The 13598-nt window shown below is 50.1% G+C and carries 11 protein-coding genes; 8 read left to right on the plus strand and 3 right to left on the minus strand.

From position 1 onward, the window contains the following. Positions 1-125 precede the first annotated feature (125 nt). Positions 126-1289, plus strand: coding sequence for an HAD family hydrolase (locus BUC30_RS11150; protein WP_073424925.1), 1164 nt, complete (start codon positions 126-128; stop codon positions 1287-1289). Between the two features lie 29 nt (positions 1290-1318). On the opposite strand, the gene BUC30_RS11155 is transcribed toward BUC30_RS11150, so the two are convergent. Continuing rightward, entirely contained in the window at positions 1319-3271 is a 1953-nt protein-coding gene (locus tag BUC30_RS11155; RefSeq protein ID WP_073424926.1) for a M6 family metalloprotease domain-containing protein, read from the minus strand. 163 nt (positions 3272-3434) lie between these two features. Here BUC30_RS11155 and pyrH point away from each other — a divergent pair, with 163 nt between their 5' ends. The 6 genes from pyrH to BUC30_RS11185 all read left to right on the plus strand — a co-directional run bounded on the left by pyrH (position 3435) and on the right by BUC30_RS11185 (position 9069). Next, positions 3435-4139 (plus strand): UMP kinase, encoded by a 705-nt coding sequence (gene pyrH, locus BUC30_RS11160; protein ID WP_073424927.1) that lies wholly within the window; start codon positions 3435-3437, stop codon positions 4137-4139. A 213-nt stretch (positions 4140-4352) separates the two neighbouring features. Next, complete coding sequence (locus BUC30_RS11165; RefSeq protein WP_073424928.1) at positions 4353-5813, plus strand: hypothetical protein; 1461 nt, start codon at positions 4353-4355, stop codon at positions 5811-5813. Between the two features lie 161 nt (positions 5814-5974). After that, entirely contained in the window at positions 5975-6874 is a 900-nt protein-coding gene (locus BUC30_RS11170) for a DUF4421 family protein (protein WP_244536600.1), read from the plus strand. Positions 6875-6938: 64 nt separating this feature from the next. After that, a complete protein-coding gene (frr, locus tag BUC30_RS11175; protein ID WP_014546512.1) occupies positions 6939-7472 on the plus strand; it encodes a ribosome recycling factor in 534 nt (177 codons plus the stop codon). 12 nt (positions 7473-7484) lie between these two features. Next, positions 7485-8195 carry an isoprenyl transferase gene (locus BUC30_RS11180; RefSeq protein WP_073424929.1) on the plus strand — a complete coding sequence of 237 codons (711 nt, stop codon included), beginning with the start codon at positions 7485-7487 and terminating at the stop codon, positions 8193-8195. Then, positions 8188-9069 (plus strand): phosphatidate cytidylyltransferase, encoded by an 882-nt coding sequence (locus BUC30_RS11185; protein WP_073424930.1) that lies wholly within the window; start codon positions 8188-8190, stop codon positions 9067-9069. Before BUC30_RS11180 ends, BUC30_RS11185 begins: the two co-directional genes overlap by 8 nt. 89 nt (positions 9070-9158) lie before the next feature. Here the strand turns inward: BUC30_RS11185 and BUC30_RS11190 are convergent, their stop codons facing one another. Next, on the minus strand, positions 9159-10286 hold the full coding sequence (locus tag BUC30_RS11190; protein ID WP_073424931.1) for a histidine phosphatase family protein: 1128 nt from the start codon (positions 10284-10286) through the stop codon (positions 9159-9161). Next, the gene (locus BUC30_RS11195) at positions 10287-12272 is read right to left on the minus strand and encodes a formylglycine-generating enzyme family protein (protein WP_073424932.1); all 1986 of its coding nucleotides are present in this window, start codon (positions 12270-12272) and stop codon (positions 10287-10289) included. It lies immediately after the preceding gene. Positions 12273-12428: 156 nt separating this feature from the next. On the opposite strand from BUC30_RS11195, the gene dxr reads away from it, so the two are divergent. Then, on the plus strand, positions 12429-13577 hold the full coding sequence (dxr, locus tag BUC30_RS11200) for a 1-deoxy-D-xylulose-5-phosphate reductoisomerase (protein ID WP_014546518.1): 1149 nt from the start codon (positions 12429-12431) through the stop codon (positions 13575-13577). Positions 13578-13598: the final 21 nt, after the last annotated feature.

Here is a 13598-nt window from a genome sequence, read left to right on the forward strand (position 1 = left end):
ATATTTTAATATATCTTCATTTACAAATTGCCGCAAGTGCTTCAACTTTGATGATTTTATAGCAATGGTGATGAAATCTTTTCACTATATTTAATACAAAAAATTTCTGAAAAGGGGAGCAAAGTATGATTGCAAAAATTTTTGCAGTTGGTTTTGTGGCGGCTATGTTCTTAGCCGGTTGTTGCGATAAACGGGCGTCTTGTGAAGATTGCTCGAAATATGAAGAGAAGTCTGCGGCGGTTCAAAAGTCTGCGGCACTCCCGACTACGACTGCGGCGGAATCTCGACAGGCGTCGACTCTCGCCGAGCAATCCAAGCAAGCTGTACTTCCCGAGAAACCTCAAGAATCCCTTTCTCTCTGGAACGATCACGCTCCTGCGAAAGATTCTCTTGAAGCGTTTGTGCGTGCAACGACTGATTCGACCTCTCCAGATTTTATTCCGGCGGAACGCCGCATAGCTGTTTTTGATTGGGATGGTACGCTTTTCCTCGAAACGGCTCCGACGTATTTTGACTGGATGCTTTTCGAACATCGCGTTCTTGATGATTCCACTTACAAGCCTTCGAAAAAGCAGTTGAAGGCGGCTCGCGAGGGTCGCGAAAAGAAAATTTTCCCGGGGCTGAGCGCAGAGCGCGAACGCATGGTGGCCGAGGCTTACAAGGGTATGACGCTTCCGGAATTCGAAGCGTACGTTCGTGCGTTTATGCAAGAACCGCAGCCGGGCTTTACGGGACTCAAACGCGGCGAGGCTTATTACAAGCCTATGGTTGAAGTGGTAAAATTCTTGACAGCGAATGGCTTCACGGTTTACGTGAGCAGTGGCACGGAACGCTATACGATGCGCCCGGTCGTTGTTGACGGTCTCGGTCTCCCGCCCAAACAAATTATCGGTTCCGATGTGGTCGTGGTGACGAGCAACCAAAAAGGTGCGGACGGTCTTGCTTACACATTCCAGAACGGCGATAATCTTGTGCTTGCGGGGCAGAGCATTATCAAGAATTTGCAGACGAACAAGGTAACGACTCTCGCAAGTGAAATTGGCTACCAGCCGGTGCTTGCTTTTGGCAACAGCGGCACGGATGCAAGCCTCTTGAATTATGCGATTTCAAATAACAAATATAGGGCTATGGGCTTCATGTTGCTTTGCGATGACCTGGAACGCGAATATGGCAACGAGGCGAAAGCCGAAAAAATGCGCGTTGCAAGCGAAAAGTACGGATGGATTCCCGTGTCCATGAAAAACGACTGGAAGACTATCTACGGGGAAGGTGTTCAGAAGGCAAAATAAAATGCGCAGCGGGTGCCGCGCATTTCGAATTACTTCGCTATTTCCACGTAAATTCCTTTTGGCAGGTCGGGCATCTCGCCCGACTCTGTTCTTTTACCGACGGGTTTTCCGAGCGCATTGAAAATCATGTTCCCGGGCTTGCCGCGTCTTGAACTGCGGATATTTGAAATCCTCGTTGTCTTCTGTTCTATCGTGACCGTGATTTCAAAAGTGACTTGCTTGCTTTCGTAAACGACCGCTTGTCGCACAACAAAAGAATCTCCGGCTTTGACTTTGTTCGGCATGTGGCCGATTTTTGTGGTCATGGTCGTGAGGTCCATGTTGGAGAATACGATGCTGGTGCCGTTCGGGTCCCAGGCAACGATTTTGCCATCCTTGTCAAACCAATGTCCGGTCCCTTCGCCGGTGGTGCGGCTGTTGAGCGTTCCGTCGGGTTCTATGCCGTAGAATTTGACTTTGTTTGCAATCTCGTTTTGCTTGATGCCTAAAATCTTGGCGACTTCGCTGCCCTTCAGGTCAAGCGTCACGGGCGCGTAGTTGTCGCTTATCGGGAGTATCGTCTCCAATGCGATTTTCTGGACCGTGATATGGACAGAACTGCTCGAGCTTTTCGGTGGAGTTGCGCTAGACGAACTTGAAACGGCCGGCGCATTTGACGAACTTGACACAACCCCTGTTGAACTCGAGGACTCCTGTGCGGTGCAGTTCTCGCCGATGCAGAATGTTAGCGTTTCTCCGGGCGTCCCGATGTCCGTAATCTTTAGCCCTGTTTTGGAACCGTTGTACCAGCGGATGGCGGGGTAGGCATCATCTGAAAATTCCGAATAAGTACCGCTCTTGAAGAACGTGTTGGCGGTGCTGCCCGGGCTTGGCCACTGGTCGCCGGGATTGTCGCTTGATTTTCCCGCCGCGCTGGCATGCACGATTCGGAGTCCGAGCTTGTCTGCAGCGGAATTGCCTTCGATCGAAAAATCGTAGTGCTGCATCAAGAGTCCGCTTCCTTTTAGCACTTGGTTGCGGCCCTTGTTTTGTACGTAGGACCATACTAAACCTTCTTTGTCGGGCCTTGCGGGGTTCTTGTAGCGGTAGCAGACTTCGCCGGGCTTTGTGGTTTCGAGGCTCACGTCGTTGCTGGTTACGTCCACAAAGGGAATCCAGCCTTGGTCCGCGCGGTAAAAGTCGTTGATGGCGACTGGGTTCAAATCATGCGCACGGTTGCCCATGGTGCAGTAATCGCCGTACCAATAAAGGTCCGGCCAGCCAAAAATCATGTGTCCCGATTCATGTACAAAGACGTAAATGGAAAATTTGCCGGGCATGTCCGTCATCTGATGATGCGTGAGCCGGACTCCGTCGCGCCTTTCGTTGGACCATCCGGAATGCGGCCAAAGGCCTTGTCCCCATGTTTGTCCGGGGCCTGCGTAGACGATGTTGATGGCTTCGGTCGTTCCGTCCTTGTCATTATCATAACGTGAAAAATCGACTAGTGGATCGAAGTAATTGAACACTTCTTTCATGAGCGAATCCGATCCCGTATATCCTTGCAGGCTCTCGTACCAGGATTTGGGATGCTTTGCGCGGTACCAGCCGAAAACTTCGTTGGTAAGGTCGAGCTGCCCGTTCGAAACGTCTAGATAGTAGTCGCGCACGGATCCGTTACAGCCGTCCCTGTTGAACCCTTCCTTGTTCAGCCATTCTTCAACGTCGGCTACCGAGACAGGCGCCTTCTGGTCTGAAAAATCGACGAGGAGCGTGAGGCTGTAAATTTTGCCCTTTGGGGCTGCATAATGGCTCTTGTTTTGTGTGACAGGCGTTCGTGCCAAGAGAAAACTTGGCTTGCCTGCGCTTTGGTTGTTGAATGTCGGTCGAGCCTCTTCGGGCCATTCCTGGACGCGTTTCCCTTGATACACGATGTCGGCAAAAAGCATCGTCGGGAGCAATAATATGCTCGATAATAGGCCGAATATAATTTTGGTTTTCATAAAACATCCCTTTCCCTTTAACTCTTTTATAAATACATTAATTTGCGGCAAGAAGGCATTTCGTATGAAAAAAGCAAGGACTATTCATTTTACCCATAGCCTATTTTTATTACATTTCCTCCGAAACACTAATAACTAATGACTAATAACTAGTGACTAGATTATGAAATTCAAACGTATTCTTCTCAAGCTCAGTGGCGAAGCCCTCGCAGGCGAAAAGGGCCACGGCATCGACAACCAGATTCTTTCTGACATGGCTTCCGAAATTGCATCCATCGTCAAGCAGGGCGTGCAAGTCGCTCTCGTGATTGGTGGCGGCAACCTCGTTCGTGGCATTTCTGCTTCTGCTGGCGGCATGAACCGCGCCCAGGGCGATGCCATGGGCATGCTCGGCACCGTGATGAACGGCCTCGCCATGCAAGATGCTTTGGACAAGCAGGGTATTGACTCCGTCGTGATGTCCGCTATCCGCATGGAACCGGTTTGCGAATTCTTCGACCGTCGCAAGGCCCTCAAGCTCTTGTCCGCTGGCTCCGTGGTCATCTTCTCTGCCGGTACGGGTAACCCGTTCTTCACGACGGACAGCTGCGCCGCTCTTCGCGCTATCGAAAGCGAATGCGATGTCATTATGAAGGCCACCAAGGTCGACGGCATCTACACGGCCGACCCGGTCAAGGATCCGACGGCTACCCGCTTCGACGACATCAGCTACAAGGAAGTCATCTCCCGCGGCCTCAAGGTCATGGACACAGCAGCCGTTGCTCTCTGCATGGAAAACAACATGCCCATCTTTGTGTTCAAGATGGAAAAGGGCAACCTGATCCGCGCTGCTATCAACGGCGACCTCGGTACGCTCGTTCACTGCTAATCGCTTGCTATTCTAAGCGAAAACGCTTTTTAAGCCCAGCTTTTGCTGGGCTTCTTTTGTTATTTTGGCCCGCTATTCTAATTCGGAGCATTTTTTATTGGAGCGCCGAATCGCCTGTTTTTGTGTTAATAAAAATTTACACGTCGTTCGCTAATCTTAAAAATTGTTTACATTTATATCACAACATCATTTCCCTGTAAGAAGGAGGAAATTATGAAAACCATGCAGAAAATGCTCGCAATGTCTCTAATTTGCGGTGGAGCATTGCTCTCTTCATGTTCGGACGATAGTTCGAGTAGTAATAGCCCTCAGGCTCCGCAGGCTCAGGTTAGCAAGGAACAGGCGGCTTTCGTCGAGAAAACTCGTGAAGACCTCAAGGAAATTGCTTCTAACCTTAACTTCAATTCCTGGAAGTTGGCAAACTCGCTCAACCAGGGTCTCAATGAATACGTGCTCAATAACCCAGAAATCGAAAATGCGGTTACCGGTGCTCTTTTGATCGATGTCCTTAAAACCATGACCCCAGTGGACAAGGATAGTGACCTCGGTAAAGAGGGTAAGGAATACATGGCCACCGTCGATTTGGCCAAGTTCAACTACCGCTTCACTTTGGGCACGGATGCTAAGTTCAAGGTTGCAGAATCCGATAATTTTGAAATGGTTTTCGCAGCCTGGAACCCGGAAACGGAAAAACTTGAAGCCGATAAGTTCAAGGTGTCTTTGAAGATGGGAGGAAGCTCCTTCAAGGTTCTCCATAACATTAAAGCCCTTGAAACGTTGGCGCTCGTGATGGTTGTTCCTGCTGATGTTTCTTTCGCAATCTCTGTGAAGGAAAACGACAAGTGGAACGACCTCTTTACGGGTGAATTCAAGAATGAAGCCAAGCTGAAGGACGGAACGGAATACTTTGACAAGATGACGTCTGTGTTCAACGTCTCTGGTAAGGTCAATGCTTCGTTGCCGGCTCTTGAAAAGGACGGTAAGAAAATGGCTGCAGACAATGCCACTATCGACTTCGCTGTCGGCCAGGACCCTTCGACGCATAAGTCTACGTTGAAGTTCAGCTTTGTGCACAATGACAAGAAGGTCGTTGCTGTTGCCGCCGAAAACAAGAGAGATGGCAGCGAGCCTGTTGACCTCTCGATGCTCCCCAACAGCAATAGCATTATCGACTTGTTTGCTGCTTTGATCGAAGGTCAGAGTATCGAAAGCTTGTCGATTACGTTGATGGATAACCTCGAAATCTCTGTGAAGGTCTCGGATAGGGATGAACTCCTTGCTGCTCAGCGTGCGATGAACGAAGCTCGTCGTAACTATGCGGACAAGGGCACCATTGATACCTACACCAAGAAGATGAACGAATACGTGACGGCATCCTTTACCGCCAAGGGCTTGGAAAAGGAAGTCCCGATGAAGTTCGAAACGGTGCAGTTCGGTGTTGACTTCTTGGCTATGCCGAGCATGATGTTCAACGAGGACGAAGGCTATGTCCCGCTGACGGAAGTGCTTGACCAGGAAACCCTCGTCTACGGTATCAACATCATTGATCATGCTGCAGACCCGATGGCCGAAACGATTGTCGTTGTCCGTCAGTTGTTGCAGTACTTCAATCTCCTCATGGGAACCTACGATCTCAATGAGATTATAGAGGAAAAGACTAAGGCCAGTAACTAAATTATAAATAACTTACAATCTGGCGCCCTTGCGATTGCGGGGCGCTTTTTTGCATTTTGAATATGCTATCTTTGCTCGGTAAGAAGGTTTGTAAGATGGCTCGTTGTCCTAAGATATTTTTGCTCGTACTTTTTTTTGTTGGCCACGTATTGGCTTCGGAAATGACTGTGAAAATTGGGGATGGGACTGTTGATGAAGCTGTTGCGAAAAATGATTCTGTATGGGTACAGAAGTTTGATGAAAAATTTTCGCTGCGTTTCTTGTGTGACTACACTCTTTGGAGCGTTTGGAACACGGCTTACGGCAATGAAGCTCTTGTGTCCAATTCACCGGTATCTTTGGGGCTCGGCTTTGCCTACGATGATCTTTTTACGTTGTTTGGAGTCTCGTGGGATATTTCGTGGGATTTCACGATGAGTCTCTTCTTGGGGTCTAACGAAGAAAAATCGAAAATTGACGCCTTTGAAACGGGACTGGATTTATTCCCAGGAAAATTCTGGATTGAAATTTGGCTTTCTTATTATTCCGGTTTTTCGGTAAAGACTGAACAAGAGGGGAAAAAGGTCCGTCGGTTTAGTGATCTTAATTTCTTCGAAATGTACGTTTCGGCACTTTGGATGTTGACTTCGAAGGACAAGTTTTCGCCTCGTAGCGCGTACTTTTTGGACCGGCGGCAAACGCATTCGGCGGGTAGCTGGATCTTTGGTGGGCGTTTTCAGGGCAATATAGTCGAAGATCCCGACAGCCTATTGACTTTTTATGAGGGTGAACGTGTTCTGTCGTCCATATGGGGGAATGTCGGATACACGTATACTTGGGTATTTGAAAACGGATTTTTTGGAAACATTTGGCTAGATATCGGGCTCGTCTATGGAATAAACAACGAAGACGAATATACCGTGATGCCGCAACCCGATTTCAAGACGGCTTGGGGGTATGTCGGGAAAAAATGGTCATGGAATATAGTGGTGGAGGCTGAGTACAACGCTTTCTCGTACAAATCGTATTGGGAACAGAAACTCATCGTGAAGGGCGGGATTTTGGTGGTCCGCAGGTTCTAGGGTATCCCCCTTTTAAAATTTTTACCTATATTTCCCGTGAATAACTAGCAACTAGGAACTAAAAATGTCTGAATATTCTGAAAAGATGGACAAGGCCATCGAGGCCACCGAACGTGAATTTTCCAAGATCCGCGCTGGCCAGGCAAGCCCGGCTATCCTCAACGGCGTACGTATTGACTACTATGGCACTCCGACCCCGATTTCTCAGGTCGCAAAGATTTCTGTGCCTGAACCGCGTATGTTGCTCGTGACTCCGTGGGAAAAGCAGCTTGTCGATACTATTGATAAGGCTATCCTCGCTGCAAACATCGGCCTTACCCCGATGAAGGACGGCAACTGCATCCGCGTGACGCTCCCGATCCTCACGACCGAACGCCGCAAGGAACTCGCCAAGATCGCTCGCAAGCATGCCGAAGACGGCCGTGTGGCTATCCGCAACATCCGCCGCGATGCTAACGACGCCCTCAAGAAGAACAAGGAAATCTCCGAGGACGAAGTCAAGAAACAGCAGGACGAAATCCAGAAGGCTACCGACAAGGCCATTGCTGAAATCGATCGTTTGCTTGCCGAAAAGGAAGCAGACATCCTCAAGGTGTAGTCCGGGGTTTGCGTGGCAAATCAGCTTAGACATGTCGCAATCATTATGGACGGCAACGGGCGTTGGGCTCGTAGCCGCGGTTTGGAACGTTTCTTAGGCCACCGCAAGGGGACTGAATCGACAATCGATGCGGTCGAAGTGGGGGTGAACCTCAAACTCGAACACATGACATTGTACGTGTTCAGCTCCGAAAACTGGGGCAGACCGTCGAAGGAAGTGGATTACCTGATGAACCTTCTCATTGAGATGGTGGTTAAGGAAATTCCTGACTTGATGGAAAAGAACGTGAAGCTCACGGTCATCGGTAATATGAACCGTATTCCCGAAAAGCCGCGCGCAAGTCTCCAGTCCGCAATTGATAAGACGGCAAACAACACGGGCATGCAGCTGAACCTCGCCATCTCCTATGGCGGTCGTCAGGAAATCGTCGAAGCGACAAGGAGCATTGCTGCCGAAGTGGCTGCAGGCAAGCTCTCCCTCGACGAAATCAATGACGAAGTTTTTGCCAAACATTTGTACCTGAAGGGTGCTCCTGATCCGGACTTGATTATCCGCACGGGTGGCGAATTCAGGCTTTCCAACTATCTTTTGTGGCAGGCCGCCTATAGCGAGTTCTATGTGACGAACACGCTATGGCCTGATTTCACGAAGGAAGAGTTCATGAAGGCGGTCGAGTTCTTTAATACTCGCGAACGCCGTTTTGGGAAGGTTCTTCATGAGTAATTTGACTCAGCGATTGATCACTGCATTTATCGCTATTCCAATCGTTTTTGTTTTACTTTGGTTCAACGACTTTAGCCGCATTGGACTGATGTGCTTTTTGGGCGCTGTGGGCGCCTGGGAATGGGCTCGCATGGCATCGAAGATGTACAAGGGTCCGGACATGCGTTACCTCTCGTTTGCATCGTCTTTGGCATTGACGCTGGCGTGGGCTCTCTCGAAGGGTGGCTATTTTGGTCTCCCGGCTGTGCCTTACGTTGTCGGCATGACGTTCCTCGCCATTTTTGCGATTTACATTGGCGTTGCTTACGCAAAGGTTGAAATCGACCACTTGTTCCCGTGGCTCGTGATGCAGCTCGGCGCTCCGCTGTATGTGGGGCTCTGGGGTGGCATGAATGTGCTCATGATGGGCAATGGCCAGGGCTTTGAACATTGCTACCCGTTCATTCTCGTGATGACTGCAGTGTGGCTCTGCGACACGGTCGCGTATTTCTTTGGCAAGTTTGCTGCGGGCAAGGGACCGTTTGGCCGTCATTTGTTTGCACCGAGCATCAGCCCGAAGAAGACTTGGGAAGGCTCGATTGCAGGTTCCATCGCAACAATTGCGTGGGTTGCCTACTGGGTTAAGTGCAGCGCTTCGCTCAGCTCTTTCGAAATGAATTTCACTTGGACATCGGCAATCGTCATTGGCCTCCTCATCACGGTGGCAGGCCAGGTGGGCGACCTCTTGATGTCTGCACTCAAGCGCTGGAGCGGCACGAAGGATTCCGGGAACTTGTTTGTCGGGCACGGTGGCGTGCTTGACCGTTGCGACTCGTTCCTCCTTGCAGCACCTGCTCTATACATCTTCATGGACTTCTTGAAGAGCGTTGTGTAAAAACAAAAGCGCTACGCAAAAGCATTGAAAAGACCGTAACTGATTCTCTCAGTTATGGTCTTGTTTTTTTGCAAGGTTTAAGTTCTTGATTATCTTTTGGGGGTTGACGGCTTCTTGCCTCCCATGCCGTGCTCCTCCATGTAAATGGCGAGGTAGTCAATAACGCCTGAATCTGCGCCTTTGACCGGAACATAGCGCAAGCTGTTGTCTGCCCCGATGATGATGGCAAGCCCGGCGATGTAATTAATCCAGTGGTAATCTTCATGGTACTTCAAGGCGACTTTGCCTTTGGAGCCGAACACGGCGAGCGGCATGACGAAAATGTCGTGCGAGACCATGATGCTTACGCGTTTCCACTTGGGTGAATTCTTGAGGATGACTTTCTGTATGAATTCTTCGGCGCGTGGGGTGAGTTCGTAAAGCGCGTCTGTGTAGCCGCCTTCGTAAGCCCAGTGGGCCATGAGTTCGACAGAACCGCCTTGCATGCCAAGCTTTGTCCCGTATGCGGAAAGTTCGTCGGCGGAGATTTTCAGAAACCAGTTCCCGGTAATATCGTAGTTCGTGATGAGCTTTGGAAGGCTTGCTTCTCCACGGCCTTTTGAAATGTTGTTTGCTGTCTCGTTGGTGCGCACGAATCCCGAAGTGATGTAACTAAATTCTTCGTCGCTCTTGAGCGTGGTACCTAAATTTTGGGCCATTTTTACGCCGTTTGCGGTGAGTTCCGTTTCTATGGCGACATTGTCTTCGCGCTCGGAATGTCGAATGATGAAGACTGCTTTTTCGTCTGCGGTAAGACTCTTGTAGACGTCGGCGACAGTTGCAAAACCGTTCTCGTCAAGCGAAATCTCTTTTGCTGGTAGCGATGTTTGCGAGGAACTGGAAGATTTTGCTACGTCTGAAGACGAAGAAACTGGCGTCTCTTGCGATGATGAAATTGCGGATGAACTTGTTTGAACTGCAGAAGACGAAGACCGCCGATGACTGCTTCGTGATGAACTGGAAAATTGTTTTTGCCCGCTTGACGATGAGCTTTGTTGAATGGCTGAACTTGATGGCTCCTCAATTGTTGTAGTTGTGGAAGAGGATGAAGCGGTGCTTTCAGGAGCTGTTGTGGATGTGGCTTTGTCACAGGCTGAAAGCATCGCCGTGTATGCGATTGCGGCGAACAAGGGATAAGCCGCAATCGCGCAGAGCACGCTTTGTGTAGGTTTATTCATTTACGAACCCCACTGGTAATCGCCGGCTTCATAGACTGGATTTTCTCCGTTGAAGCCGCGTGGGCGCTTGATTTTATCATCGAATAATGTCTTATTGAAAATGCGGAAGTCGCCGCGTTCATAGCTCTGGAATGAAATGTGACAGAAAATGGGGCCTGCCGGCATGTATTCGCTGAAGCTCATGGTGCGTTCGCCCGCCGTGTAAAGGTAGTTGAAATACTTGCCGTTTAAAACGATGTGGAGACCGATATTTCCGACGGTGAACCAGCGCCCTTTGGCGAGAATGTTTTCGTGGTGGGTGTCGTCGTAGTCCATGACGACAAATTCTGCATCGCCGCTCTTGTCTAAGTGGAAGCGGTACTTATGGTTTCCGCCACAGCAACGCCCGTCGAAAAACCACGTGTATCCGCTTGCGGCTGCAATGCGCGGGTCGCGAACGCTTGTGTCGGGGTGGGCGAGTTGCTCGTCTGTGACGATGCGTTCGGGTTCTACAGCGGCGATAAGCTGTGCTAAAGTCTTGGGATTGCTTACGGTCGGGAGACTTACTTTATTCTTGGCTTCGCTTGCGGCTCGCCTGTACAGACGGTATGGAATGCCGTCATCGCTAATCATTGTGAGTTCATCTTCGCTGAACACGTAGTAAGCGTAAGTCTTTGTGCCGCTCTTGGTGACAACGTTAAAACTGCGGTTGTTGAGCGTGTACCACTGCCCTGAAACATTCGGGAAGCCAGAAACTGCCGCAACACCATTTTCTCCGATAACGACAGTGTAGTCGTCGCTGATCCAGGCTTCGTCTGCGGTGGTAATCAAGCGGCAGTCGCGATTCTTGTCGCCTTGGCAGGTGGCTGCAGACGGATTTGCCGCTTCGCAGGGGCTTACCATTCCCGGCGGGAGTTCCGTAGACATGCCTAGTCTAAAGCCCATGTCTGCGGCGCCATCGCGGCTGCGGATGGCGCGACGGCTCACTCGCGCAAAATCCGCGGGCTCGCCGTAACTCCCGCCTCTTCGCGTCTTGTTGCCACTTCCTGTGAGCTGTACCGGATTTACCTTGTCTGTGTCCGTGTAGGCTACGAGCCAGTCGTAGACCCATTCCCATGAGTTGCCACTCATGTCGTAAAGTCCAAGCTTGTTTGGTTTCTTAGTGGCAACATCGTGTGATTTTCCGCCGCTGTTTTCGGAATACCATGCCACATCATCGACGTTGTTACTACCTGAAAATTTAAACTTGTCTGCAATTCCGGCTTTGCCACCGCGGGCCGCAAATTCCCATTCGGCATCGGTCAACAGTCGGTACGGTCTCCCTGTTTTTTGCCCAAGCTTGCAGGCGTAATTGTTGGCGTCAAACCAGCTTACGCCGATTTTGGGAGCTTTGTCCGATTCCCATGCATTCTTTTTCCCGCCCATGACGGCGTTCCATTGGGCTATCGTTACTTCGGTCGGTGCGATATGGTATTCGTCAACTGTTACTTTATGCGAAGGCGTTTCGTAAATTTTATCAGGCTCGGCACAGTTGTCGCAGCCGCGCGTGTAAGTGCCGCCAGTCACATAGACCATGTTGAAGGCGACTCCGTTTACCGTGTCTGCAAAATTTGCGGGTGAAGTATAAACAAAGGAACTCTCGCTAGAACTGGAATTTGCATGTGCACTAGAGGAGTTCCCTTGCTCGATTCCCGAAGAAGAACTTCTGTGCGGATGCCCGCTTGAAGAACTTTTGACTGAGTCCGAGGAACTCCCTTGCATTCTGGAAGACGTTGCCGAATTCCCCGCTGAAGACTCCGCTCCTGAAGAAATCAAATCCCCGGATGGCGAAGAACCGCCTGCGTTCCCTGTAAAACTGGAACTGGACGAAATTCCAAAATCATCTGTAACGGAAGAAAGATTACTGTTTTCTCCGGAGACTCCGTTGTCCGAAGAATCCGAGCACCCTATGAACATCCCCACTGCGCAACAACACGCAGCATATACACCCGAGGAAAGTATGCGCATATGCACCTCCTTCGAGCAAACCTAACCCAATAAAAAATATACCCTAAAAATTTTCTTTGGAATGTAAATTATTGTAAGCGTTTTTTGGAGCGGAGCTGTAAATGAAAATTATTATTCTATCTTTATAAAAAAGCTTGCAATTATCGAGGTTTTTAAATGAAAAATGTAGTTCTCCTGGGTGCCACCGGTTCTATCGGAACCTCTAGTGTTGACGTCATTCAACAGCATTCCGATTTGTTCCACCTTTATGCCGTAGCTGCAAATAGCAGTGTGAACAAGGTTGCAGAAATCGTGCGCAAGTACAATGTCGAACGCGTGTGCATGTTCAACGAAGTCGCCGCAAAAGAACTCGAAATCGTGCTTGGCCGAAAGGTTCTTGTCGGCATGGAAGGCCTCTGTGAACTCGCTGCCGACCCGAAGGCGGACATCATCATTAACGCCTTGATGGGTGCTGTGGGCTGCCTCCCGACGATTACGGCGATTGAACATGGCAAGCATGTGGCTCTCGCGAACAAGGAAACGATGGTGATGGCAGGCCCGGTCATTTGGGACAAGCTTGCTGAAAATCCGAAGTCCTTTATTACGCCGATCGACTCCGAACATAGCGCCATTTTCCAGTGCCTCGAAGGTGGCAAGCGCGAATCTGAAGTCGAATTCCTCGAAATCACGGCCTCGGGCGGTCCGTTCCGCGAATGGCCGATTGAAAAGTTTGAAAAAATCACTGTCGCCGACGCCTTGAATCACCCGGTGTGGAGCATGGGCAAGAAGATTACGATTGACTCTGCTTCCATGATGAACAAGGGGCTCGAAGTGCTCGAAGCTCACTTCTTGTTCCACATTCCGTATGACCAGATCAAGGTTGTGGTTCACCCGCAGTCCATGGTGCACTCTCTCGTGCAGTTCCGCGATGGTTCCTTGATGGCCCAGCTTGGCGCTCCCGACATGCGCATCCCGATCCAGGTGGCGCTCACGTGGCCCGACCGTCTCAAGCTCGAAACCAAGCGCCTCGACTTGCCGACGCTTGCAAAGCTCACGTTCTTCGAACCGGACTTCAACAAGTTCCGTTGCCTCGCTCTCGCCTTTGAAGCTGGCCGCCGTGGCGGTATCGTGCCTTCTATGATGAACGCCGCAAACGAAGTTCTCGTGGATCGATTCCTCAAGGGTAACCTCAAGTTCACCGATATCCCGAAGTACGTGGAAATGGTGATGGAAAAGGCCCCGAATGTCACCGGTCATCTTTCTCTTGAACAAGTGCTCGAAGCCGACAAGGAAGCCCGCCTCATGACAGAAGGCTTCTTGAAGTAAAGAGCCGATTGTAGGCTGTAA

Origin of the sequence: Fibrobacter sp. UWB7, assembly GCF_900142945.1 — a bacterium.
Taxonomy (GTDB): domain Bacteria; phylum Fibrobacterota; class Fibrobacteria; order Fibrobacterales; family Fibrobacteraceae; genus Fibrobacter.